The following is a 23,792-nucleotide window of genomic DNA, read 5'->3' on the forward strand; positions in this document are numbered from 1 at the left end:
TTTTGAACTTCTAAATCGAGTTTTGAACTTCTAAATCGAGTTTTGAACTTCTAAATCGAGTTTTGAACTTCTAAATCGAGTTTTGAACTTCTAAACCTATTAATCTCAACAAATTTCAGCAAATATACCTGCATTTATCTTGTGTACCATGCTCTAAAAGTTCTGTAGCTTCACTCAGGCTGATGCATCCGCTTATTGCGTATTTTATGGTATATAAAGAATTCAGTGTAAAACACTATCAGAGTTCTCTATATTAAATTAATCCAAAAAGGAAAACTTTATGGCGCAACGGAGACGAAACTCGATCGCACTGACCAAAGCTGAACGACGCATTGAAGGATTGCAGACGATTAACGCTGACTTAGACTTTGGCAATGGATTGTCAATAGCTACTTATAATACCATGATTCATGAGTTACGAGAGAAGCTAGCTGCCCATAATCAAACACGAACAATAATGGATAAGACGCAGAATGCATTAGAAGAAGCAGAACGTGCGTTGAATACTTATTCTGAGCATATGCTGCTGAGTGTTGCATCTCGCTATGGCAAAAATAGTGATGAGTACGGGATGGCTGGTGGAACACGCAAGTCAGATTATCGACGGAAAGCACGCGCGGTAGTCAACCAAATGATCAAGCTTGCGGAGTGATTGTCTAAATAAACTCACATTAATGGTTGTGAATCAGTAAACCTATAATAAAAAAGCCTGTTTGTGATGATTACTCACAAACAGACTTTACTTTTTATAGCCTTCTAATTAAGCCTGTTCCCAAAGCTGACGTACATAGTCAGGTAGCCAGCTAGCAATTTCCTGAATCCGCTCTTCGGAAAGTTCGTCTTTGGTGGCAGAAAACACCGCTTTAACCGCTTGTTCTCGCTCGACTGATCGCGGCATTCCGCTTTCATTAGCAACTCGGAACAGGAAGCGATCAGAATCGATATTGAAGATACCTGGGCCTTTCCAGGGTGGACGAACCCGGCTCAAAAATCCCACAATTGGATTGGTATCTTTCCAGAGATCAGACACTTCAAACTGGAGTGCTTTCTCATCAGTAGGTATAGCCTCTGTATGTAGTTCTGCCTCGACGCGATCGCTAGCTTCTGTCGTCATTACGTCGCGCATCACGCGAAACACAACTTCGGTAAAGTCTCTTGCGTCATAGGGGTCTGCAAATCCGGCTTTCACCTGGACTTTTTCTAGAAACGAACGATGTTCGTCGGGGATTACAGTTCGAGAATCTTCAATTTCCGTTGGGTCAATTTCTGGAACGTTTGTTCTAAATGATTCATCAGGCATTGTTTTTTCTTGTGCTTCTTAATATTGAGTCTTTATGCTAACTTTATGTAAGATTGCACAAATCAAAAACCCTTAGCATCATCCAGAAGTTTGAAATACCACCTATTCAAAAGTTAGAAATTTATCTGAGCTGTTCACAGTAGCAAAGTTATGCTTAAGGGTAAGCGATTTCCATTCATTGAGTAGAGCAATACTCCTGGTATTTTTGCCCGTTGTAGACATCGCCCATCTGTGTCGAAAAACAGTCAAAGTAGATGAGTTGGTATAAAATCAGCCAAAATAAAGATGGTAGAAACGACAAACATCGAAATTAACACCACAAAAGTCAAAGTACCTAACAATGGCTTAGAAATCGATGCTTACTTAGCTCAACCAGCACAAAAGGGAACCTTTGGCGCGGTTATAGTTTTTCCAGAAATTTTTGGAATCAACAGTAATATTCGAGATATTACTGAACTAATCGCTAAACAAGGATACGTAGCAATAGCACCCGCGCTGTATCAACGTATTGCTCCCGGTTTTGAGGCTGACTTTAGCCCTGAAGATGTTGGCTATAGCCCAGAAAGCTATCGCCTTGGCTTGCAATACTATCAACAAGTAAAATATCAGGAAATACTCAGTGATATTCAAGCTGCCATTACCTACCTAAAAACTTTACCCAATGTCAAAGATGATGCGATCGGGGTTATTGGTTTCTGTTTTGGCGGTCATGTTGCTTACATAGCTGCAACTTTACCCGATATCAAAGCAACAGCTTCCTTCTACGGTGGTGGGATTACCACTGCTAGTTATGGTGAAGACACTCCAACCATTAATCGCACCTCGGAGATTAAAGGTACTATCTATGCGTTTTTTGGTACAAGAGATGCGTTAGTTTCCCAAGAGGAAAACGAGCAAATTGAGGCGAAATTAAAGAAACATAACATAAATCATCGTGTATTCCGATACGATGCAGGACACGGATTCTTCGCCGGATTCTTCAAAGATAAGTACCCATTCTTAGAGCAGAACCCAAGTTACAATCCCGAAGCTGCTCCTGACGCTTGGAAGCATGTTCTAGAACTGTTTCAAAATAACTTGTGATCTGATTTCAGGCTAATCAACCTTCCTTCAAATATGTTCGTAGTCAGGACTTCAGTGCTGATTTTGTTCGTGTAGCGGATCGTAGTGAGGACTTAAGGGACTTCCAGTAAAAAAACATCCATCGATAGGGGCACAAGGCCTTGCGCCCCTACTGTTAGCTTTAACCTTTTGAGTTTTTAAGCAGTAATTGACAACCACATGAAAACGGATTTGGGCTTTCGATGCGATCGTCCACAAGCACTTCAATGGTCAGCTTACTGTTGTAAATCAATTCGTCATAATCCATCAATGCATCCCATTTGATTTTGCCAGTCGGGAAGCCTAGCTGTGAAGCTGGATCAGCTATTAATTCTTGCCATTTCTGAATCTCTGGATCTTGCGATTTGCAGTAATCGAGAATGGCAATAAATGCACCAGGCTTAGTAACTCGTAGCATTTCCTTAAGAGCAAGAACTGGATCGTCAACGACACAGAGGGTGAATCCCGACGCTACTGCATCAAAACTATTATCAGGAAAATCAAGATTGCAAAGATTCGATACCTTGAAGGTGATGTCTGCGGATACACGTTTTTTACCTGCTTCATCCAGCATCTTATGAGAAAGATCAACACCGACGACATGCACCCCTTCAGGGTAGGCTGAAAGATTAAGACCTGTTCCTACCGCAGCATCTAGTACGGTTTGTCCTGGCTTGAGCTGTAAAGAAGCAATTAGGGGTTCGCGCTCAATGTGCCAGTAACGTCTCATAATTGCGTCATAATCCACTGCTCCCTGATCGTAGGTTTCAATCACCTGATTTATCTGCATAGGTTTGTTAACAAATAGGACTATTGATTTTAACTATCTGTTTAACGGTATAATCTGTTATCGTTCAAACTTTGTATGTACTACTACTTAGAGAACTTGACAATTCAAAATCAGTATCAAGTTAAACCACTCCATCAACTTTTAACTCTAGAGGAACCTGAATGATAAATTCGGTTCCTTCTCCAGGAGTTGAGAAGCACTCCAGTTTGCCGCCATGTTTTTCTGTGATAATTTGGTAGCTGATTGACATACCCATTCCGGTTCCTTTGCCAATCGGTTTGGTGGTGAAAAAGGGATCGAATATTCGTTGCTGAAATTCTTTGGAAATACCGACTCCGTTATCAGCGATCGCCACTTCTAACCACGTTGAATTAACCACCGATGTGCGAATCTTAATTCGACTGGGATTGTCTTGGATCTCCTGATAGGTACGCAAGGCATTATTTTCTTCTAACGCATCAATCGCATTTACTAAAATATTCATAAACACCTGGTTGAGTTGTCCGGCATAGCATTCTACTAGGGGTATAGTGCCGTAATCTTTGATCACCTCAATTTCCGGTTGTTCTGGTTTAACTTTGAGGCGATGTTGTAAAATCATCAAGGTACTGTCGATGCCTTCATGAATATCGACGCTTTTGAATTCTGCTTCGTCGATGCGGGAGAAGTTTCGCAGCGACAGGACAATTTGGCGAATGCGATCGGTGCCCACTTTCATGGAAGACAACATTTTTGGTAAGTCTTCCTGCAAAAACTCCAAATCCATGTCTTCAGCAGCAGTTTGAATTTCAGGGGCAGGGTTGGAATCATACTGCTGATACAACTGCACAAATGCTAATAAATCCTGGGTATATTCCTGCACATGGACAAGATTGCCATGAATAAAGTTGACTGGATTATTAATTTCGTGTGCGACTCCAGCAACTAGTTGTCCCAGACTAGACATTTTTTCACTTTGAATAACTTGAGCTTGAGTGCGCTGCAATTCCCCTAATGCATTTTTGAGTTCAGTAGTGCGATCTTCTACCCGATCTTCTAGTTCTTCCTTACTTTTCTCTAAGGCAGCAAACGATTCGTGCAGTTGTCCTGCCATGTGGTTGAAAGAGTTGGAAAGGGTATTAAGTTCTTGAACAACGCTAGTTTCTACTCTTTGATCTAAATTGCCAGATGCCATTGCCTCACTTGCCCTATTTAGGCGCAGAATCGGGCGTACAATCCAATGGGAGGTAAACACGCCCATCACCGAGGCAACGACCAATGCACCAAAACAAAGCGCGAGTGTGGTGCGCGTGTTGGCGTTAATTTGCTCCATAAATGTGTTTTCTGGCACAGTCACTACCATCAGCCAATTCAAGCCATATTTGTCACGCCAAGGTAGGACATCGACAAAATGCCGTTTTCCTTGCACCTCAAGTTGAAAATCTGTGTCTTGGGTGATAGACCCAAACCCGGAGGTTTGGAGGTGTTTGGCAATGTTCTGTATGATTGAGTCAGAACTATCGATCGCCCGCAATCGCCGGATCTCTTGATTAACGAGGACAAAAGGCTTCTCTGTACCAGAACTGGCGATTAATGTGCCATCCCGCTCCAAAAGGAACACCTGCCCAGACTTACTAATATTTAAACTGCGTAAAAAATCGCTGAGTTTGAGCAGGTGAATATCCGTTGCAATCATTCCTAGTAAGCGATTTTGCGAATCATAGATCGGACGACTGGCAGAAGCGCTGATGTAGGGGCCCGTTGGAAGATTTGCAGTATAAATCTTTGCCCAAATAGGTTTACCAGCGGCGATGGGTTGGGTATACCAAGATTCACTGAAATTGTTCCAATTCCATCGAGCATTGACTTGAGTTCGATTACCTTGATTATCTGTGGCATAAGTGGAAGTATTATTGGTCAGCTTGGCAGTCCAATCATCAATCGTGATTGTCTTGCCATCATAACGAGCGGCTCCCAGCCCCTCACCCGTTGTTAGTCCAATACCAATATAAGTCAAGTCATAAACCTGCATCTGATCCCAGAAATACTTGCCAAGGATTTTGCGATCGCGCACATCTAAAATTCCCCTGCGGATGGCATCTGCGTTGATTTGATTAAGGGTTTGCGGAATGGAAAGATAAGACTTCAGGTGTTCATTCACTACATCGGTGGTGCGATCTATCAACTGTTCTGCTAAATCGTTAACTGCTCTTTGTCCATTTTTAAAGGACAAATAACCCACTAAACTGACTGCTCCAAAAATTTGGATAACGAAGGGAATAATAAGAACAATCTGTAATGGGAACGCTTTACCTTTGCTAGGATAGTGAGTCTTCATTGCTGGAAACTGGAAGTTGTGCTAATTTGATTTGCTTCTATAGTTCCCAAGATGCCCACATACTCACCTTTGTTTAAATTTTTTTGTCAAGTTAAAGGCAGCTATAGCTGCAATACTTGTCGGGTTTTGGAGAAAAGGGTAAAAAAACCTTTAACCCAAACCCAGTAAGCAATTTGTCACAATAGTTATTTCAGTTAACAGTCTCCAGAAAGATGACAGAAGTTACACTACATCCAGAGTGCCCGTTTACACCAAAAACCTTTGAGCTTCTTGAAAAATATAAAAATAGTTCAAATGAAGATTTTTATCTAACACATGAAGACGACATGGATTTATGCGATTGTTTGCTGTGGTGAAACGCTCTACTTGGCTTCAGGAAAATTTCAGACAATAAATGTATTAGAAAATTTCACTGTTTCTACTCCAGCCTTTGAATTGGGGGACGTGGTTGACGTTGATTTGAGTGAACAGCCAATTTACACTAGTTTGCCTACATTTGACTAAAGCTCGGTTCTAGGTGAACCGAGCATTGATTGAGATTTTAGTTGATGATCCTCATGGGGCTTAGAGGATGTTTTAAAAGTCCCGAAAGTTATAATTTTGCAGTTCTGCACTGGGTTAAGTACAACGCCAAATTAAGGTTTTAGCTATGTACTAAGATGCAATGCTTTGCTAACTATGAGAGCAAAAAACCTTTTTAAAACATCATCTTAGATAAGCGCAATTGCTTTTGTATTAACAGAGCAAAGAAGTTTTACTTGCGAGTTAGGTTAAGCAGTTCTTTGGGAGAAGCAAGTAAGTCAATAGCCACGAAGTAAATTTGACCTTGAGGATCGAGTAAAAATCGCCAAGCAATGTTCATGCCAACATTACCTCCAAACCAAGGAGTTTCAACGGTACCAGTAATTTTATGCTGTGTATAACCATCTTCTATAGTTTCCGAGACGCCTTTGGTTGGCTTCATCACTAACCCTTGTCCCTCATCTCGTAGGTAGGAAGTGATCGCTTCTCGACCAACAATTGGTTTTTGGAAGGGTGGTTGCAGCGCTCCGTTGTTAGCAAATAAAGCAACAGCAGCTTCAAAGTTATCTGCATTCATGGCTTCAATGTATTTCAGCACTGTCGGTGCTGTCACTCCCTCAATAGTAAATTGGGGACTTAGGGATGCACGTGGGAACTTAAAGTTTATGACTTGCGCCTGTTTGTCCTTAGCCAGAGACGGATCGAACCCCATATTTACTACAGTATTGCGTAGTACAGTAATTTGCTGACTTTGATCGATTCTCTGAACTGCTTGTAACACTGCTTTAACTTGAGTTGACATTTGATAGCCAACTGGCATGGGAGCGACGATACCCTCTTTCATCCACTCTCCTAACTGCCACCAGAATCCCAATTTAGCGTTGACACCAAAGTATGCATAGGAACGGCTGATAGGAGTATCAGCATTACTTGCTAAATCTCTCATTAATTGTGTTTGTTCATCATGAGACATCTGCTTAATTTGGTTGAATATACCTTCCATTAATTGGAGATTTGCTTTTCCGGGAGCAGCCGGAGTAATTGTACGACCTAATTCAGCGTAGGCATACCAGAGAAATGCCAGTTGATCGTCAATGTTGAGTTCAGCAAACATTGCTGTGGTGGCTGGAACAGCATCTGCCACTTGAGTGTTAGAGAAAATATTGCGTGCGGACTCGATAGTATAATTCATGCTTATTACCTTCAAGAAAGATTTACCTATTCAGTAGTTGCTTTCGGCAACAATTTTGCAGCTTAGAGGATAAATCTAGGACATTTTTCCTGGATGACACAATTATCCCTAGATATCTAAATCCGAATCATTATCATTCACTACTCTGGCATCATAACTGGTAAACGTTAACAAAAGACTAAGATTTATAAGATTTATCTGATGAATATCATTGAATGAAATGTATATCCACTATTTATTTTTCAAATTTATAGTCTAATAAAATTTTGATTTTGAAAAGCATATCTTTCTTCAGGTAGATATTTATCTATATAGCATCTATCTATATAGATAAATAGATCTGCCTTTTAGACTTTTTTAGCAATAAAATACAATTTGGTAATTGCTCAACTTTGTTTATTTAATTACTGTATGTCTTGCAGCAGATTTATCTCTAGCCGGAGGTGAGGTTAAATAAAGTGAAATCCGTCTAATGCAAGCCTTCGGTTCGTTTATTAGTAAGACGCAACTTACAAATTTTTTGCGATCGCCGTTTGGTTAGGGAATAGCTCTAGCTCAATCTTTTGGCTGCCGAGTTGGGGTCAAACTATGATGTGACAATAATTGCTCCTTATGAAGTAAGAAATAAAGGTTTATACTTGTATAGTATTTATATAGCAGCAAAAACACTATCCCAAAGCCTAAAAAATAATCTCTTGTAGATTAAAGAAACACTTAAACTGATTTGCCAAATTAAGCTTAATATTCTTTACATTAAAAAGCTTCCGTCTCAATTAGGGTAATATATGGGCAATTTCCGTAACCTAAACAATAAAAAAGATTACACATGTCAGAAATTGAGAAGAAAGTCGTTTTAATTACGGGTGCAAGCAGTGGCATCGGTGAAGCTAGCGCCCGCTTACTCGCTAGCAGAGGCGCACATGTCGTGTTAGGTGCGCGTCGTACCGATCGCCTCGAAACTCTTGTGACGGCAATTGGCAACGAGGGTGGTTCAGCGCATTATAAGCAATTGGATGTCACGCAACGCAATGATATGGAGGAATTTGTTGGATTCGCTCAAAAGACGTTCGGCCGCATCGACGTAATTGTGAACAATGCAGGCGTCATGCCGCTTTCAAAACTGGAAGCCCTCAAGGTTGACGAATGGAATCGGATGATCGACGTAAACATTCGAGGTGTCCTACATGGTATTGCTGCTGGATTACCAATTATGAAAGAACAGGGATTTGGTCAATTCATCAACATATCATCAATCGGTGGACATGCAGTAAGCCCCACCGCAGCCGTTTACTGTGCTACGAAGTTTGCAGTGGGTGCTATTTCGGAGGGACTGCGCCAGGAAGTCAGCGACATCCGGGTAACGGTGATTTCCCCTGGAGTAACGGAGTCAGAACTGGCCGATAGTATTTCGGATAGCGAGGCGCGTCGGGGAATGCAGGATTTCCGGCAGATTGCTATTCCACCAGAGGCTATTGCTAGAGCGATCGCATTTGCGATCGAACAACCTAACGACGTTGATGTTAGCGAAATCATTGTGCGCCCCACCGCCAGCCCTTATTAATTTTAAAGGATTGGATACCAGCTTCTTTAAAGAAAAACTTATTTCATTTGCGATCGCTGGAGAATCAGCAAATTATGTTACGCTGTCAGAGCTATTTGCCAGATGATGAATAAACCTAAATTCCGAAAATTAAAACCACGTAATGCAGCTTTCTCTTTTTACGATAAGTTGTTGTTCTGAGTCAAAACTGACGGAGAATAACGCAGCAGCATAACGCTTTTTTGGAGCGGACTGTCGAGATATCTAGGTGTGTATGCACAGGTTACTTGGGAGTTGCATATTTGCGGGATGAATTGATATTTTTGAACAAGGCTAAAAGTAGATTCTTTGCCTGTTTGCGCCTTTGCATGAGGCAAAAATTATCTTATCAATCATCAAGACTGTTACTTGCAGCCACTCAACCGTATTGTTGGCTCAGTGCGATCGCATTCCTCTTCTAAGGTGCGTTGCGTCTTGCGACAACGCACCCTACTACTAGCAAGACCATTAACAAAGTGGGCGATGCCGAACAGCCCATCGTAGACATCGCCTACGACCCAAATCTAAGCGATCGCACAATCGGTAACGCGGTATCATAGAAAAACGGGAAAGCGGTTTTTAGATTCTGGCGATGTCTGCGAAAGATATTTTCCACGAAACAGTCAAGCAGGCTCTTGAAAAAGAAAACTGGGTGGTTACAGACGACCTACTAAAGCTTAAATTTGGAAATGTCAACTTTCAAATTGATTTAGGTGCAGAGCGGGTATTAGCAGCCTAAAGAGCAGATGAAAAAATAGCCGTTGAAATCAAAAGCTTTCTCAATCCTTCCGCAATTACTGATTTTTATGCTGCTTTGTGACAATTTCTTAGCTATCGTCTTGCCATAGATTTTCCTATTTATTAGGTATATATATTGCAAAGGCGCAATGCACCATAATCTCAAGCAATTTGATAATATTAACAAAGTGAGCGATGCCGAACAGCCGGTCGTAGACATCGCCTACGACCCAAATCTAAGCGATGTCTACGACGGGCTAACGCCTACGCCCTCTTCAACAGAGAAAGCAAAAACACTATGGCAAAGCGTAAGAAAAGCAATCTCCAGTGGATTAAAGAAACGCTTGAACTAAAACCTGACCATCGCTGGGAATCTCCATCAGGCTACAAAATTTTTGTCGCAGATCGAGGCGCTGTTCGCTTCAATGTTCCCCAGAATTGGGTTTTTGAGCCACAAGAAAAATCATTCAAGTTCCTCGATCAAAAACCGCCCAACGATGATTGCTGTCTGGAAGTATCTTTTAATCGTCTGCCACCCAACGACTGGAGCCAGTTTCCGCTAAAATCCACATTGAAGAAAATCATGGAAGACGACAGTCGCAACGTCATTGCCAAGGGAGAAATTTTTACCATCAAGCGCCAAACCGCTAGGATTGTTTGGACAGAGATGAAGTTTATTGACACTCAGGAAGAACCACGGGAAGCTTTTTCCCGGACTTGCATTGGTTTGGGGTCGAATGTTCAGTGCTTGATTACATTCGATTATTGGGTAGATCAAGCAGAGCCGCTAATACCCATTTGGGATGAAGTGATGCGTAGTCTCACATTAGGGTTGTATATCCGTGATCCAATGACTGGTTTGGCTTTCCCAGACTGAACTACAAGGAAGTAGGGATAATTCATATCTATCCAAGACTGGTGATTTTTATACGCAATATGTTGCGATTTAAGTCAGACAATATTTAGTTAAGAACCAGTATAAATAAGTGTCAGCGTTTTTGCTTTTATTAGTGCCATTTAGCTATGAGGCTTATTATATAAGCATCATAGCCATTTTTATCTACCCTTCAGCAGTATATAGCATTGACAGGAAAAGGTTCATTCGTGATTCAAACCTTAAAACCTGACATTAGAGATTACTTAAGTCATGATTACACTAGTGACAAAAGTCACTAGTATATAGCTGTTTTAACTCCTATGCTTATAAACATGAGACATTAACCAGATTAAGGTTTACTGAACTTTAATCATGCAGTTTACAAAAGGAGATTTAGTGATGAATATCAAACAAATTTTTGCTGGTGCAGCCCTTCTTTTACCATTTGCTGTTACTTCTATTCCTTCGCAAGCATCAGCATTACAGGTTATTGTTAATCCCCACAGTCTTAATAGACCTGCTCAAATAATAGCAAAAAAACCATCACAAGTTAGGCGTTATGCACCACCAGTGAAAAAGAAAGTTTTGGTTCCTGGACATTGGGAAAAAACAAATCATGGTCGCAAGTGGGTTGCGGCTCATTATGTATACAAATAAAAACACTTAAAACCCCCCAAGCAATTGGGATATAAGAAGCGAAATCTTCTTATCATCTCCCTACTAAAAGTAGGGAGAGTGTCAAATGGGAGGCAAATAAAAGCTTTTTACTCAAGATTTGAGAGTTACTTATGAAATTGGTATCATTAACAAATGTTTTGGTTGCAGGTGCGATCGCCCAGGATTCTCCAACAAGCTTAAGCTGTTGATGGGAAATCCTGGGCGCGATTTGTTAAAAGGACTAACAAATACTATCAAATGCTTGGTTATTCCACTATTCGTTTCCATTTTTATGAGACTTTACTCAAAGTTATCATTGCATAGTTTAGCTGAATATAATACTGCCGAAGAAATAGTCTTTGCAATGGGAATAAGCTTGGGAAAACTGCGCTTTTTGACAACTAGCCGTTATACATCTCCAATTACACATCACCTCCGCTTCAAAATTTCAAAAAAGACAGGTGGAGAAAGAATTATTTCTGCACCAAAGCCCGATATTAAGGCTGCTCAAAGTTTTTCCTGTGCTAGATTTGAACTGGGATAGTAACAAAGTTACAAAGCTATAGTTTAGGTTCTATATGCCTAACTGGTGCGCCAATCTCTAGTATGAGCGTATACCGCCGAGTGCTTGAAACTGTACCATCGTTTGATTAGCTCAGTTGGTAGAGCAATCGACTCATAATCGATGCGTCACAGGTTCGAGTCCTGTATCAAACCCCAGGAAGTTAGCTCACTGGTAGAGCAATCGACTCATAATCGATGTGTTGTAGGTTCGATTCCTATACTTTCCACCAACCCTGTCCGGGTCAAAAGACACTACCCCGTCACGGTAGCCAATATGGTACGGGAGAAATCCCAAAACGGTTCGAGTCCGTCATTTTCCCAACTCTGCGGTGCAAGTGTTCTGCTGTCGGTCATTACTTGTAAGGGTGATGTTCGGTAGTCACAGTCAAGGAGCAAGCGCAACTGCATTTCTCCCTAACTTGAGTATGTCCCTTCGTTTCCTACATCTAGTTTTCCTTCAGGGATTCTGGATTGGCAACCGAACGGCATATTTGAGCGCAGTTATCTTTTTCTAGATTGCCATTGAGCAGTCTGGTAAAACTAACAGCAATCTTAATCCAGCTTTGGAGAAGCTTTTGCCCGCACTTAAACTGTAAATACCTGCACTTGCAGAGTAAAAAAATATTTTGTAGTATATAGTATTATAAACAGATAAAACCAATCCTTTAGTCTGTGTCTACAGGGTTTTAAACTCCAAGAATCTCAAGAGAAATTCTGTCTACTCCAATACTTAAGCTGTGAGACAGCTATTTGCATCGCAGGTGGTATTTGAGTTCAAACGAGGTTATAAATGTCTTGATCAAATCTTTTTAGCTGGTTGCGATCGCCTAGCTTACCTAAGGTATCGCCCAAATTATTTATGCAAATTACTATGTGGGAAACATTTTATATCAAACCTAACGAAATCGGCATCTTATATCACCGCAGTGACTTTAAGAAAATTTTGCAGCCCGGTACACATACTTATTTTGGTTGGCATTGGCAAGTCAAAACCTACGATCTCAACCAGCCACAAGCTCAGATTGAAAACCTAGAACTGTTGTTGCGAAATCATCAGACTGAACTGCAACAACATTTATTGATTATCAGAACCGGATTCAACCAAGTTGCGTTAGTCCGCTACGGTCAGAATTGGGTAAGCATTGCACCAAATAAATTGATAGCTTTTTGGCGTGGTTTTATTGAGGTAGAATCTCATCTCTTCAACTTGGAAGAAAGCTGGGAATTGCCTGGTTCCTTTGTGCAGCAATTGCGCTCAGTTACGTTGAATGGATTGAAGAAGTTCCAAATCTCAGAGTCTGAGATTGGTTTACTATATCTGCAAAATAATTTTGTGCGACCTCTAGAACCAGGAGAGTATGCTTTTTGGTCGGTAGATAGAGATGTTACAGTCAAGACTCTCAGCCGGATTGTGCCTAACCCAGACTTTCCCCTCGAAGATGTACTCATTGAAAAACATCCCGACTTTATTGCTGCCTACTGTGAAGCAGTGCAATTACTGGCTTCGCAAGTTGCAATTGTGCGGTATCGAGGTAAAGTGATTTCTATTTTGTCGCCTACAAGTCGCAAGCTGTTTTGGCAGGGTGTTAAAGTAGAAATTATCGACATCAGCGCTGATGCTCAGTTACAGTCTGCCTTAGTGGCTGAGTTGGTTGAGGGTTCAACAGAAGTGAAATTGCTCAGTCGTAACTGTTTGCATATTTGCCAAGTTCCTGCCCAGCACGTTGGGCTAGTATACATTAATCAAGAGTTTCAAGGGCAGCGATCGCCAGGGGTACATGCTTGGTGGTTATTTGGTCGCTCTTTTCAAACCGAAACGATTGACCTGCGACTGCAAAATATGGAAGTATCCGGTCAAGACATCCTCTCAAAAGATAAAGTACCTCTGCGGTTAAATTTGACGGCTGGCTTCCGCATTCAAGACCCATTAAGGGCAAAAAACGGGCTGTCAGATATTTCCGGGTTCTTATACAAAGAATTACAATTTGCTTTGCGTGGTGCAGTCGGCGAACGCAACTTAGATACCTTATTAGAGGATAAAGGTGCAATTGATAGAAGTATATCTGAATACATTCGCCAGAAAACCGCAGACTATGGAATTGAAGTAGATTCTGTAGGTGTGAAAGATATTATTTTACCTGGTGAGATTAAGACTATCTTGAGCAAAGTAGTCGAGGCAGAAAAAGCCGCTCAAGCAAACGTAGTCAGACGTAGAGAAGAAACTGCTGCTACCCGCAGTATGCTAAACACTGCCAAAGTGATGGAGGATAATCCCGTCGCATTGCGTTTGAAGGAACTCGAAGTGTTAGAGCGGATTGCAGAGAAGATTGATCGCATTCAAGTTAACGGCAGCTTGGATAGTATTTTGACAGACTTGATTAGTATTAATCGGCAGTGATATATTATATCATGTCCGGTTGCTTACCGATAATATGTCATTTTAAATGACGCAATTACAGGGTTTTTGGGATTGCTTCGTTTCACTCGCAATGACGGTTATTGAGGTGCGTTGCGCTACGCGACAACACACCCTACAGATTTTATGTAATTGCTTTTGTGAAGTTAGTATCTCACACATAATCTGTTGAGCCGTTAGCCGTCTTAATTCTTGTGATAGAGTTATCTAGATCATTTGTTCTGTATTTGAGATGACTAATCTTCCACATCCAATTCAATATCAAGGTAGTAAGAGAAATCTAGCTTCAGACATTCTCAGATTTCTACCCAACAGAGTAAAGAGGCTGGTAGAGCCATTTTCAGGAACTGCTGCAATTAGTATCGCTGTCTCTAATAAAGAAATTTCACAAAAATTTTGGATTAATGATCTAAATAAACCTCTGGTTGAGCTATTGGAGTTTATTGTAGAGGAACCAGATGAAATAGCAAATGCTTATACTGATATATGGAATGAGCAGCATGATAATTCTGTAGAACACTTTTATCAAGCCAGAGAAAGATTCAATAAAACTAACAATCCAAAGCTTTTTCTATACTTGTTGGCTCGATGTGTAAAAGGTGCTGTACGGTATAACTCTGAAGGGTTCTTTAATCAAAGCCCTGATAAAAGGAGAAAGGGAACCCAACCTGAGAAGATGAGGAAAAACATAGAAGGAGTTTCTAGGCTTCTTAAGGGAAAGTGTATATTTACATACTTGGACTACAAAGATGTTCTAGCTGAAGTTAGAAATAGTGATTTTGTCTATATAGACCCCCCATATCAGGGTGTATGCGGTAATAGAGATTCAAGATATTATTCTGGGATTAATTTCGATGATTTTGTTGTAGCTATCAAAGAACTGAATCGAAAGGAAATAATGTTTGCAATAAGTTATGATGGCAAACGAGGAAATAAAACCTTTGGGAAGGAATTCCCTGAAGAATTAGGACTTAAAAAAATTGAAATTGAAGTTGGACGCTCATCTCAAGCAACATTATTAGGTAGACAAGAAATTACAGTAGAGTCTTTGTATTTATCGTCAAATTTATCGGGCGATCGCAATTTAGATTTGGAGAGCTATATTAGCGAAGCACATAAACAGATTATTCTTCTAGAACGGCATGGACAGTTCTCAACAGCACCCTCACTTACCCGATGATTTCATCCAACTTTGTCAGTCAGTAACCGCTAAAAGGCCAAACGCTGTTATCGATCATATCTTGCAATATGGTTTTGTAACAACAGAAGAGTTGAAACAAAGGTACGGTTACAATCATCCTCCCAGACCAGCTAGAGATGTTCGGGAACATGGAATTCCTCTGGAGACATTCCGCGTTACAGGAACTGATGGAAGGAGAATAGCTGCTTATAAATTTGGAGATATCAGTAAGGCTAGATTTTCTAGGCTATCTGGTAGAACGGGCTTATCCACACAGTTGAAAGATGAATTGATCAAGAGATATGGCTGTAAGTGCTTCATCTACTTGGAGAAAGTTGATAAGCGGGAATTGCAAATCGATCACCGCGTTCCTTTTGAAGTTGACGGAGAGCCAGAGCTAGAGTCTGAAAGCTTTATGTTACTTTGTGGTTCAGCTAATCGGGCAAAATCTTGGTCATGTGAGCGTGACAGCTAATACCATTTTCCTTTCAAATTCCTAATGAGTCGGTTCTCAGCAATACTCCTGAGCCAAAGTTAGGCGGAATTACAATCTATCCGAATGTTGCTATTGGTGCGATCGCAGGAGATGGTTATTGGTTAACAAGTCAGACAAAGCCCATTGACCGAACATCGATAATAAATGGTCTGGTAATACATTAATAGCTGAATACTCGTTGTGCTATTAAATTAAAAATTGAAATTGACTATAACGGTAATGGATAAAGTTTTTACATTTTTAGTCTAGTAATACTTGCGAAGATGTATATTTACACTCAATAAAATATATACTTGACAGATAAGCGATTATGCCAATTCAATGGCATGGAGTAACTGCGATGTCAATTGATGAAATTAAAAACCAGCAAAATAATGGTCTAGCTCAACCCACTACAGATTTAATAGAAAACCTAGCAAAGGCAAAAGACAAGAAAAAATCTAAAAAATCAAAAGGAATTTTTGAAGTTAGCACTGAAGCTATTGCCAAAAAAATTCCCAAAAAGACTTTTGAAACTGAACTAGAGCAACTCCAGATTGAGTTAGTCAAAATGCAATACTGGATTAAGCACGTTGGCTATCGGGTTGTCGTAATATTTGAAGGGCGCGATGCTGCCGGCAAAGGAGGAGTAATTAAACGCATTTCCGAGCCACTCAATCCTCGTGGCTGTCGTGTAATTGCCTTGGGAACCCCCTCTGATCGTGAGAAAACTCAGTGGTATTTTCAGCGCTACGTGCAACATCTTCCTACAGCAGGCGAAATTGTCCTGTTCGATCGCAGTTGGTACAACCGAGCTGGAGTTGAACGGGTGATGGATTTTTGTACTGAAGCAGAATATCAAGAATTCATGCAATCTTGCCCGGAATTTGAACGAATGCTGGTACGTTCAGGCATTGTTTTAATCAAGTATTGGTTCTCCGTCAGCGATGATGAACAAGAGCAACGCTTTCTCTCTCGCAGTCACGATCCAGCAAGGCGTTGGAAACTCAGCCCGATGGATTTGGAATCACGTAATCGCTGGGTAGAATTCTCCAAAGCAAAAGATACCATGTTTGCGTACACGAATATTCCAGAAGCCCCCTGGTTTACGATTGAAGCGGATGATAAAAAACGGGCGCGGCTCAACTGCATTCATCATTTGTTGAGCAAAGTTCCTTACGAAGATATGACACCTCCTCCCTTAGAGCTTCCGTCTAGACCTGTGGCACAGAATTATGTTCGCGCCCCCCGCAATGAGCAGTTCTTTGTCCCTCAAGTGTATTAAGCAACATCAGACGTTGTGTTGCAGCTTCTCGCTAATAATTGAATATAGCCAGAAGCCCAAAAGTTTGTGTAAACCTTATTTATGAATGTTGCGATCGCCCAGAAATTTGTCGGTTGAGACATCGCAGTTTCGAGGTTTTCGGTGAGTGGTGAGATGTCTACGACAGGTTACTTCGGCGTTGCATCTCACATCCAATCTCTAAATATGCAGTGGCGTGTTAACGAGTTAGCGCGTCACCGAACAGACATCGCGACAACAGTATACTACAGATATTATAAGTGTTTAACCGAACTTGATATCACACACCATCTTTAAATATACAGTGGTCTGTTGTCGAGTTAGGGCAAGCCGAATAACCCGTTGTAGACATCGCTACGACGGACTACTTCGGGAGCATTTCACACAGAATCCCTAGACAACTCTGCAACAGGGGTAAAATAGAAACAATTCCCTTTTATTAAAAACGTCATATACTCAAAGCATTGCGAAACTATGGCGTACAGCGACTTTACTCTAGAAAAAGCTGCGGCTATTTTGGGAATCACCACCCAAGAAGCCGATCTGTTTCCCAAGCTTGTACCTCTTTCTATTCCTTCGTGGTTAAATGAAACTTTAGGAAAGCGCACCCAATTAGCCTTGATTAGTGAAAAGGCTCGGAGCGAATTTATTATTGTACCGATTTTACTAACCTGTCGGGATCTCAGCCAAGATAGTTTGGCTATTTTTTCTGGACAAAGACTTGACGTTGATCCTGCACAGGGCTTGATTGGAGAATGTGATTTTATTTTAGCAATAGCTCCACCTTTACCACCGTTGCGTAGCCCAATACTCACTGTTGTGGAAGCGAAGAAAAATGATGTTGAAGCTGGGTTAGGACAGTGCATCGCGCAAATGGTAGCGGCGGATTTATTCAATCGTTCATCTGGACAAACAGAAATACCTGTGTATGGATGTGTGACAACAGGAGAAGTATGGCAGTTTCTTCAACTTTCGCAAAAAGTGGCTTTGCTTGATAAGCAAAGATATTACTTGGATAATGTAGGAGCCATTTTGGCAATTGTACAGACAATTGTTCAGAAATTCAGTAGTTAATTTGTGTAACACTTTGTTTTCACAAGTGGATGAATCTACTCATTACAACCGCCAACAAGTCTACATTCGGGCTGTGTTAACGCATTTAGAATACGATCAAGGAAAGTGGAAAGAATAATGCAAAGCTTCAACCTCGATCAAACCATCACTGCTTGGTCAACTATTGCCGAAAACGTTTCTGTTCCTCACACAGAAGAGGAATATGAACGCTTGGTTGAAATCCTCGATTGTCTCATTGATCAAGTTGGTGAAGACGAGACGCATCCACTCGCGTCTCTAATGGAAGTTATCGGTGTTTTAATTGAAAACTACGAAACTGAACACATTCCTGAGTTAGAGGCGATCGCTTAACTTCACCTAGTATGAATATACAATGGCGTGTTGTCGAGTTGAGGCGATCGCTACAACAGTCTACTTATTATGCATTTCACACAATCTCTAAATGTTGTCGAGTTGGGACGATCGCAGGCTGAGTTTGTCTAATTGAAGAGATGAACTATAGATTTAAGAATTTGATTAAAAAAATTCTACTACTAATGCATCCTACGTATATTTTAAAAATCAAATATGAGTCCTATATTACTTTTGTCATAGGGTCAGTGATCCACAGAAGGATGGCAGGCAAAATTCAGTATAATTACCGTATTGCGGGTAAGTAAAATTCGTTATTATTGGCGAGTTTTAAGCGCATAAAACCGTAAATTACTTATCATAAAACTTACAAAGATAATAAAAAAATGCCAAGATACGCAATTAGCTTTGATCTTGATCGTAAAGCATTAACCACTGACGGTTACACAGATTCCCAGATTAACAATGATATTTATGGTAAAGAGGTTAAGACAGCGCTTAAGAAATGTGGCTTCACGCAGCATCCCGAAGGTTCTGTATATCATACAGAAAAATTGAATGAAGAAGATAGTCTAGCTCCGATTGTTATGCTGCAACAGGAATTACAACGCAATGCTCCGACTTTCTGTAAATATGTAAAATCAATTCACCTTTTTAAAATGGAAGGATGGAGCGATATTCTTACTCTTATTCAAAATCAACAACTGCCTGGTTTGATTATACCAAGGAAGGCTGAAGATGCTGGAGATATTGCAGCATAAAGTAAGCAGTACGATTGTACCGAGTTGTAGGGTGCTTTGTCGCAAAGGCGCAGCGCACCCTACAACTAATACTATGCAAAAATTATGACTTTGCCAGTTTTATAGTGGCTTATTGTCGAGTTAAGGGAATCGCTATAATTTAGTCTAATAAAATGATTTAATTAAGTTGAATTTATTAGCCAATTATAGTGGTAAGAATGAATCTAAAAACTCGGCTAAAGTAGGTAGTTAGAATAGCTTGTCAGTTTACCTATATTCGTTTTATTTCTTGCTAGCTAGTATATATGTCAATTCATATTTTTTGGGACAACTCAAATATTTGGTTAGTTGGTCGAAATGTTTGCCAACAAAAGGAACCTAGCGATGAAAATAGCTTCCGTATTCACTTTTCCAATCTGTTCGATTTTGTTGTAGATAATCGGAAAGTGGATTATGCCTTTGTTGGCGGTTCTATTCCACCTCATAGTGATCTGCTGTGGCAAAGATTTGAAAATTTAGGAATTAATGTTAAAACGCAAGAGCGAGGGCAAAGTAGTGGTGGTGAAGTTGCTGTAGATGAAATCATCCAACTTCAGATGGCTAATCAGGTACTTGATGTAAACCCACCAGGTGTCATAGTACTTCTAACAGGTGATGGTAGTGGTTACAATAACGATCAAGGCTTTATTAAACAGTTGGAACGGGCACACAAACATGGCTGGCAAATCGAGGTAGTAAGCTGGGATTTAGGTTGCAATCGCTTATTGAAAAGATTTGCAGAGAATAACGGAGTTTACCGAACATTAGAATCTGTTTATAATAAGGTAACCTTTATTAATAACAAGCGTTGGGCTATGTGAGCCTAGTTCTGTTCTCTCGGTGAGAAGTAAGCAACATGACAATATATTAAAGCGGGCAATTAACAAATTCTAGTGCAGTTCTAAATATTATTTGCCGTGATTCAATTTAACGTCAGACGAAAGTTGAAGGAATCGCATCTTATACAATTACTATACTACCTAGTAGCTTATTTTAGAGTAAAAATGATCGCACTATTTAATCTAAAAAATCGCCATTAAAAATAGTCTTTTATTTTACAGTTTTCCTTTGAGCAAAATGCAAGCAAAATCTAAAAACCAGACTGCATAAGAGTTATATTGTCTGAAGCATAAAAACAGATTGTTCCTACATAACCCTACAACTTGCATTTAGGCTAGAAATAGACTTGTTTTTCTCCCGCCGCGAAAAAACCTTGCATTATATCAATTGTAAGAGCGATCGCTAGGTTCGGAGTAATCCCAAGAGTGCATTTGACGGAAAGGTAGACCCATCTTTTGGAAGACGTACTTCTCTTTCACACCAGAGGCTACAAGGTCGGGCTTGAGGGCTTTGATAAATTCCTCGAATTCGTAAGCGGTAACGTCGTCATAAACGATGGTGCCGTTTTCGATGTAGCCAGTTGTACGTTTGTAGTCATCGTTATGAGCGAACTCATAACCTGTACCAATCATCTTCATGCCCAAGTCTTGGAAAGCTGGGACAACGTGGCGAGGACGCAGACCACCAACCATGATGGCGACAGTCTTACCTTCCAAGCGTGGGCGATACTTTCCAAGAATCGTATCCATTGTGGGCTGATACTTGGCGATGACCTTCTCAGCATTTGCTTGGATTGTCTCGTCAAACTTGGAAGCGATTTCCCGTAAAGATTCAGCAATCTTGGTGGGGCCGAAGAAGTTGTATTCCAACCAGGGTATACCGTAAGCTTCTTCCATGTGACGGCTGATGTAGTTCATCGACCGGTAGCAGTGGATGAGGTTCATCTTCACATTGGGGGTCATCAACATTTCGTTGAGGGTGCCATCACCTGACCACTGAGCGACTACGCGCAAGCCGATTTCTTCTAACAGGATGCGGCTAGCCCAAGCATCTCCACCGATGTTGTAGTCACCGATAACGGCTACGTCATAAGGGGTACCTTCAAACTTGAGTGTACCGTCTTTCTTGGCTTGGTCGGATTTGGTGAACACCCAGTCACGAACCATGTCGTTAGCAATGTGGTGACCCAAAGATTGGGAAACACCCCGGAAGCCTTCGCAACGCACAGGTACAACTGGCTTGCCAATTTCTTTCGATGTCTTCCGAGCAACAGCTTCGATGTCATCCCCAATTAGACCGATGGGACATTCAGATTGAATGGAAACACCACGGTTGAGTGGGAAAAGTACATCAAGTTCTTCGATCAGCTTGACAAGTTTCTTGTCTCCACCAAAGACGATATCTCGTTCTTGGAAGTCGGAGGTGAAGTTCATGGTACCAAAGGAGTCAATACCTGTAGTACCGATATAGTAATTACGACGACCAGACCAAGAATAATAACCGCAACCAACAGGCCCGTGGCTGATGTGGATCATGTCCTTAATAGGACCCCAAACCACACCTTTAGAACCGGCGTAAGCACAACCACGAGCGGTCATGACACCAGGAAGGGATTTAACGTTAGACTTAACGCCGCAATCGGACTTACCTTCTTCGTATACGTTTAAGTGTTTTTCCCGCTTTTTAGCGGCTTTTTCAGGATAAGCACTGAGAACTTCTTTAATTAGTTCTTTTCTTTCTTGGATGATGTTTTGATTTTCTGGAGGTGTCATACTTAGCCTATTCATAAGGATCGGGGCATAGGGGGACTAGGAGTCCCCTGTAAGATTAGGGGGGAGATTAGAGGGAAAGGTCAAAGGTCAAATATGAGATTCTTCCTTTTTCCTTGTGCTAAAGCGTTATTTCTTAGCAGCGATTTATACTACAGGAGCTTCAGCAGCACTCTTACCAACTAGCATTGCGGTATTTTCGTCGCTTTCGAGGATACCGAATTCAATCAACAATTCTTCTAGTTCTTCCATTTCGATGGGTGTAGGAATAGCTAGATTCTTGTTGTCAATGATCTTTGTAGCCAATGTCCGATATTCGTTAGCTTGGTTGCTTTCAGGTGCGTACTCGTTAACAGTCATCCGGCGCAATTCTGCGTGTTGAACGATGTTGTCACGGGGTACGTAGTGAATCATTTGGGTGTTCAACCGTTTTGCCAAGGTTTCGATCAAGTCGATTTCCCGGTCAGTGTTACGGCTGTTACAAATCAAACCACCCAAACGCACGCCACCTGTGTGAGCATACTTAAGAACACCACGAGCGATGTTGTTAGCAGCATACATCGCCATCATTTCACCTGATGTCACGATGTAGATTTCTTGTGCCTTGCCTTCACGGATAGGCATTGCGAAACCACCGCACACAACGTCACCTAATACGTCGTAAGATACGAAGTCTAGGTTTTGGTAAGCACCGTTTTCTTCTAAGAAGTTGATGGCGGTGATGATACCACGACCTGCACAACCTACACCGGGTTCTGGACCACCAGACTCTACGCAAAGAACGTCACGGAAACCCTTGAGCATCACTTCTTCGAGTTCTATATCTTCTACTGCACCACGTTCTGCGGCGAGGTGAAGAACGGTGGTTTGAGCTTTGCTGTGCAGCATCAAACGGGTGGAGTCAGCTTTAGGGTCGCAACCGACGATGAGGATGCGTTGACCCATTTCTGCCATAGCTGCCAAGGTGTTTTGGGAAGTGGTAGATTTACCGATACCGCCCTTACCGTAGAAAGCTATCTGTCTAATCTTTTCGTCTGTCATGGTTTGTATTTCCCTGCAATTGGTTGGTTGGTGGGTATGCGCGTTTGTCAGTTGCGTTCACGCCAGTTGAGCGACAGTAGTGAGCGCGTGTAGAGCATCGTTGGTAGCGTTGGCATAAATGCCTGCTGGGGGCGATCGCTCCACAGCTAGAATTATTGAAAGCAAGTACATATATTTTCTGGTTAAATTTCTTTTCTTTTTGTCCTTAGTCATTAGTCAAATAACTAATGACTAAGAGCTTACGCAATTTACAAATACGTCATAATGTGTTTCAACTGGAAAGACCAAATAGGACTTGACTTTGTTATTTGTCAACAATCAATGCATCAGTCCTATTACTTGTTCAAAATAGCGCCCTTGAAATTTGAGACGCGCTCTAGTGCAGCTTGGGTATCTTCTGGCGACTCTCCACGCACAGCCATTGATTCACTTAAAAGCTTGGCGATCTCATCGAAGTGTTGTTGCTGTAAATTCATTCCGGCGTGTGTTTTGTCCATTGGACGACCTGCGTATTGCTTTGGCCCCTCAAAAATCTGAGACAAGAAAGCAACTAGATGATTACGTTGCTTGACCATATCTGTACCAGCAAAAATGGGATTGAGGAGGCTGTCTGTTGCAATGCGTTTGTGGAGTTCATCTACTATTTGTTCAATAGCTGGTTGTCCGCCAAGTTTGTCGTACAATGTACTCATATCCTGTTCCTTTGAAGCGAGTTAGATGATGAAATTTGCTTTTTAGGCACTTAATCTCTTTGCCTATATGCTGTTAGCAGTAATAGTGGTAGGACTGATACCAATTCGTAATTCGTAATCCCTTGGGGGAAGCAATCCTTCAGGTGTCTACGTCATTCGTAATTAAGAAAGTTAGATTTGAATGTGTTACTTTCTTTTGGCGAATTGGTATGAAGCATTGAGTGGAGACAATGAT

At 41.2% G+C, this 23,792-nt stretch carries 22 protein-coding genes, 2 tRNA genes and 1 pseudogene; 18 read left to right on the plus strand and 7 right to left on the minus strand.

Going from position 1 to position 23,792, the window contains the following annotated elements; all coding sequences use genetic code 11:
• Positions 1–280 precede the first annotated feature (280 nt).
• The gene (locus V7K46_RS16870; protein WP_335115051.1) at positions 281–652 is read left to right on the plus strand and encodes a hypothetical protein; all 372 of its coding nucleotides are present in this window, start codon (positions 281–283) and stop codon (positions 650–652) included.
• A gap of 108 nt (positions 653–760) precedes the next feature.
• On the opposite strand, the gene V7K46_RS16875 is transcribed toward V7K46_RS16870, so the two are convergent.
• Positions 761–1,300, minus strand: coding sequence for a DUF2267 domain-containing protein (locus V7K46_RS16875; protein ID WP_335115053.1), 540 nt, complete (start codon positions 1,298–1,300; stop codon positions 761–763).
• Positions 1,301–1,585: 285 nt separating this feature from the next.
• Here V7K46_RS16875 and V7K46_RS16880 point away from each other — a divergent pair, with 285 nt between their 5' ends.
• A complete protein-coding gene (locus V7K46_RS16880; protein WP_335115055.1) occupies positions 1,586–2,383 on the plus strand; it encodes a dienelactone hydrolase family protein in 798 nt (265 codons plus the stop codon).
• A gap of 160 nt (positions 2,384–2,543) precedes the next feature.
• Here the strand turns inward: V7K46_RS16880 and V7K46_RS16885 are convergent, their stop codons facing one another.
• Together V7K46_RS16885 and V7K46_RS16890 are read right to left on the minus strand one after the other, a co-directional pair.
• The gene (locus tag V7K46_RS16885) at positions 2,544–3,191 is read right to left on the minus strand and encodes a class I SAM-dependent methyltransferase (protein ID WP_335115057.1); all 648 of its coding nucleotides are present in this window, start codon (positions 3,189–3,191) and stop codon (positions 2,544–2,546) included.
• 121 nt (positions 3,192–3,312) lie between these two features.
• Positions 3,313–5,508: a HAMP domain-containing sensor histidine kinase gene (locus V7K46_RS16890; RefSeq protein ID WP_335115059.1), complete on the minus strand. Its 2,196-nt coding sequence runs from the start codon at positions 5,506–5,508 to the stop codon at positions 3,313–3,315.
• Between the two features lie 315 nt (positions 5,509–5,823).
• Between V7K46_RS16890 and V7K46_RS16895 the strand changes: the two genes are divergently transcribed.
• The gene (locus tag V7K46_RS16895; RefSeq protein WP_335115061.1) at positions 5,824–6,012 is read left to right on the plus strand and encodes a DUF1392 family protein; all 189 of its coding nucleotides are present in this window, start codon (positions 5,824–5,826) and stop codon (positions 6,010–6,012) included.
• Positions 6,013–6,262: 250 nt separating this feature from the next.
• On the opposite strand, the gene V7K46_RS16900 is transcribed toward V7K46_RS16895, so the two are convergent.
• Positions 6,263–7,222: an orange carotenoid protein N-terminal domain-containing protein gene (locus V7K46_RS16900; protein ID WP_335115062.1), complete on the minus strand. Its 960-nt coding sequence runs from the start codon at positions 7,220–7,222 to the stop codon at positions 6,263–6,265.
• A gap of 826 nt (positions 7,223–8,048) precedes the next feature.
• Between V7K46_RS16900 and V7K46_RS16905 the strand changes: the two genes are divergently transcribed.
• From V7K46_RS16905 to V7K46_RS16975, 15 genes and pseudogenes are all read left to right on the plus strand, one after another.
• Positions 8,049–8,783 carry an SDR family oxidoreductase gene (locus tag V7K46_RS16905; RefSeq protein WP_335115064.1) on the plus strand — a complete coding sequence of 245 codons (735 nt, stop codon included), beginning with the start codon at positions 8,049–8,051 and terminating at the stop codon, positions 8,781–8,783.
• A 446-nt stretch (positions 8,784–9,229) separates the two neighbouring features.
• Positions 9,230–9,361, plus strand: coding sequence for a hypothetical protein (locus tag V7K46_RS16910; RefSeq protein ID WP_335115066.1), 132 nt, complete (start codon positions 9,230–9,232; stop codon positions 9,359–9,361).
• Positions 9,362–9,393: 32 nt separating this feature from the next.
• Positions 9,394–9,618 (plus strand): annotated as a pseudogene (locus tag V7K46_RS16915) (element excision factor XisH family protein); the annotation flags it as partial.
• Positions 9,619–9,837: 219 nt separating this feature from the next.
• A complete protein-coding gene (locus tag V7K46_RS16920; RefSeq protein WP_335115068.1) occupies positions 9,838–10,416 on the plus strand; it encodes a hypothetical protein in 579 nt (192 codons plus the stop codon).
• A 399-nt stretch (positions 10,417–10,815) separates the two neighbouring features.
• Positions 10,816–11,073, plus strand: coding sequence for a hypothetical protein (locus tag V7K46_RS16925; protein ID WP_335115070.1), 258 nt, complete (start codon positions 10,816–10,818; stop codon positions 11,071–11,073).
• A gap of 644 nt (positions 11,074–11,717) precedes the next feature.
• Positions 11,718–11,793: transfer RNA gene (locus V7K46_RS16930), tRNA-Met, on the plus strand.
• Positions 11,793–11,867: transfer RNA gene (locus tag V7K46_RS16935), tRNA-Met, on the plus strand. The genes V7K46_RS16930 and V7K46_RS16935 overlap by 1 nt, the downstream gene beginning before the upstream one ends.
• Positions 11,868–12,508: 641 nt before the next feature.
• Positions 12,509–14,035 carry a slipin family protein gene (locus V7K46_RS16940; protein ID WP_335115072.1) on the plus strand — a complete coding sequence of 509 codons (1,527 nt, stop codon included), beginning with the start codon at positions 12,509–12,511 and terminating at the stop codon, positions 14,033–14,035.
• A gap of 250 nt (positions 14,036–14,285) precedes the next feature.
• Positions 14,286–15,233, plus strand: a complete 948-nt coding sequence (locus V7K46_RS16945; RefSeq protein WP_335115074.1) for a DNA adenine methylase — start codon at positions 14,286–14,288, stop codon at positions 15,231–15,233.
• Positions 15,196–15,708, plus strand: a complete 513-nt coding sequence (locus V7K46_RS16950) for a hypothetical protein (RefSeq protein ID WP_335115076.1) — start codon at positions 15,196–15,198, stop codon at positions 15,706–15,708. Before V7K46_RS16945 ends, V7K46_RS16950 begins: the two co-directional genes overlap by 38 nt.
• Positions 15,709–16,039: 331 nt before the next feature.
• The gene (gene ppk2, locus V7K46_RS16955) at positions 16,040–16,993 is read left to right on the plus strand and encodes a polyphosphate kinase 2 (RefSeq protein ID WP_335115078.1); all 954 of its coding nucleotides are present in this window, start codon (positions 16,040–16,042) and stop codon (positions 16,991–16,993) included.
• Positions 16,994–17,485: 492 nt separating this feature from the next.
• The gene (locus V7K46_RS16960) at positions 17,486–18,085 is read left to right on the plus strand and encodes a hypothetical protein (protein ID WP_335115080.1); all 600 of its coding nucleotides are present in this window, start codon (positions 17,486–17,488) and stop codon (positions 18,083–18,085) included.
• Positions 18,086–18,202: 117 nt separating this feature from the next.
• Positions 18,203–18,436, plus strand: coding sequence for a hypothetical protein (locus V7K46_RS16965; RefSeq protein ID WP_335115082.1), 234 nt, complete (start codon positions 18,203–18,205; stop codon positions 18,434–18,436).
• A 386-nt stretch (positions 18,437–18,822) separates the two neighbouring features.
• On the plus strand, positions 18,823–19,197 hold the full coding sequence (locus V7K46_RS16970; RefSeq protein ID WP_335115084.1) for a hypothetical protein: 375 nt from the start codon (positions 18,823–18,825) through the stop codon (positions 19,195–19,197).
• Positions 19,198–19,481: 284 nt separating this feature from the next.
• On the plus strand, positions 19,482–20,036 hold the full coding sequence (locus tag V7K46_RS16975) for an NYN domain-containing protein (protein ID WP_335115086.1): 555 nt from the start codon (positions 19,482–19,484) through the stop codon (positions 20,034–20,036).
• A 402-nt stretch (positions 20,037–20,438) separates the two neighbouring features.
• Here the strand turns inward: V7K46_RS16975 and nifD are convergent, their stop codons facing one another.
• From nifD to V7K46_RS16990, 3 genes are all read right to left on the minus strand, one after another.
• Positions 20,439–21,827: a nitrogenase molybdenum-iron protein alpha chain gene (gene nifD / locus V7K46_RS16980; protein WP_335115087.1), complete on the minus strand. Its 1,389-nt coding sequence runs from the start codon at positions 21,825–21,827 to the stop codon at positions 20,439–20,441.
• Positions 21,828–21,971: 144 nt separating this feature from the next.
• Entirely contained in the window at positions 21,972–22,865 is an 894-nt protein-coding gene (nifH, locus tag V7K46_RS16985; RefSeq protein WP_335115088.1) for a nitrogenase iron protein, read from the minus strand.
• A gap of 335 nt (positions 22,866–23,200) precedes the next feature.
• The gene (locus V7K46_RS16990) at positions 23,201–23,557 is read right to left on the minus strand and encodes a globin domain-containing protein (RefSeq protein WP_298921122.1); all 357 of its coding nucleotides are present in this window, start codon (positions 23,555–23,557) and stop codon (positions 23,201–23,203) included.
• Positions 23,558–23,792 lie beyond the last annotated feature (235 nt).

The organism is Nostoc sp. (genome assembly GCF_036917395.1).
GTDB lineage: Bacteria > Cyanobacteriota > Cyanobacteriia > Cyanobacteriales > Nostocaceae > Nostoc.

What these genes read in the sequence shown, in the direction of transcription:
- V7K46_RS16880 (WP_335115055.1), top strand. Translation starts at nt 1,586, where the DNA reads ATGGTAGAAACGACAAACATCGAAATTAACACCACAAAAGTCAAAGTA.
- V7K46_RS16870 (WP_335115051.1), top strand. Translation starts at nt 281, where the DNA reads ATGGCGCAACGGAGACGAAACTCGATCGCACTGACCAAAGCTGAACGA.
- V7K46_RS16970 (WP_335115084.1), top strand. Translation starts at nt 18,823, where the DNA reads ATGCCAAGATACGCAATTAGCTTTGATCTTGATCGTAAAGCATTAACC.
- V7K46_RS16885 (WP_335115057.1), bottom strand. Translation starts at nt 3,191, where the DNA reads ATGCAGATAAATCAGGTGATTGAAACCTACGATCAGGGAGCAGTGGAT.
- V7K46_RS16940 (WP_335115072.1), top strand. Translation starts at nt 12,509, where the DNA reads ATGTGGGAAACATTTTATATCAAACCTAACGAAATCGGCATCTTATAT.
- V7K46_RS16960 (WP_335115080.1), top strand. Translation starts at nt 17,486, where the DNA reads ATGGCGTACAGCGACTTTACTCTAGAAAAAGCTGCGGCTATTTTGGGA.
- V7K46_RS16875 (WP_335115053.1), bottom strand. Translation starts at nt 1,300, where the DNA reads ATGCCTGATGAATCATTTAGAACAAACGTTCCAGAAATTGACCCAACG.
- nifH (WP_335115088.1), bottom strand. Translation starts at nt 22,865, where the DNA reads ATGACAGACGAAAAGATTAGACAGATAGCTTTCTACGGTAAGGGCGGT.
- V7K46_RS16890 (WP_335115059.1), bottom strand. Translation starts at nt 5,508, where the DNA reads ATGAAGACTCACTATCCTAGCAAAGGTAAAGCGTTCCCATTACAGATT.
- V7K46_RS16905 (WP_335115064.1), top strand. Translation starts at nt 8,049, where the DNA reads ATGTCAGAAATTGAGAAGAAAGTCGTTTTAATTACGGGTGCAAGCAGT.
- V7K46_RS16945 (WP_335115074.1), top strand. Translation starts at nt 14,286, where the DNA reads ATGACTAATCTTCCACATCCAATTCAATATCAAGGTAGTAAGAGAAAT.
- V7K46_RS16920 (WP_335115068.1), top strand. Translation starts at nt 9,838, where the DNA reads ATGGCAAAGCGTAAGAAAAGCAATCTCCAGTGGATTAAAGAAACGCTT.
- nifD (WP_335115087.1), bottom strand. Translation starts at nt 21,827, where the DNA reads ATGACACCTCCAGAAAATCAAAACATCATCCAAGAAAGAAAAGAACTA.
- ppk2 (WP_335115078.1), top strand. Translation starts at nt 16,040, where the DNA reads ATGCCAATTCAATGGCATGGAGTAACTGCGATGTCAATTGATGAAATT.
- V7K46_RS16950 (WP_335115076.1), top strand. Translation starts at nt 15,196, where the DNA reads ATGGACAGTTCTCAACAGCACCCTCACTTACCCGATGATTTCATCCAA.
- V7K46_RS16900 (WP_335115062.1), bottom strand. Translation starts at nt 7,222, where the DNA reads ATGAATTATACTATCGAGTCCGCACGCAATATTTTCTCTAACACTCAA.
- V7K46_RS16965 (WP_335115082.1), top strand. Translation starts at nt 18,203, where the DNA reads ATGCAAAGCTTCAACCTCGATCAAACCATCACTGCTTGGTCAACTATT.
- V7K46_RS16975 (WP_335115086.1), top strand. Translation starts at nt 19,482, where the DNA reads ATGTCAATTCATATTTTTTGGGACAACTCAAATATTTGGTTAGTTGGT.
- V7K46_RS16895 (WP_335115061.1), top strand. Translation starts at nt 5,824, where the DNA reads ATGAAGACGACATGGATTTATGCGATTGTTTGCTGTGGTGAAACGCTC.
- V7K46_RS16990 (WP_298921122.1), bottom strand. Translation starts at nt 23,557, where the DNA reads ATGAGTACATTGTACGACAAACTTGGCGGACAACCAGCTATTGAACAA.
- V7K46_RS16925 (WP_335115070.1), top strand. Translation starts at nt 10,816, where the DNA reads ATGAATATCAAACAAATTTTTGCTGGTGCAGCCCTTCTTTTACCATTT.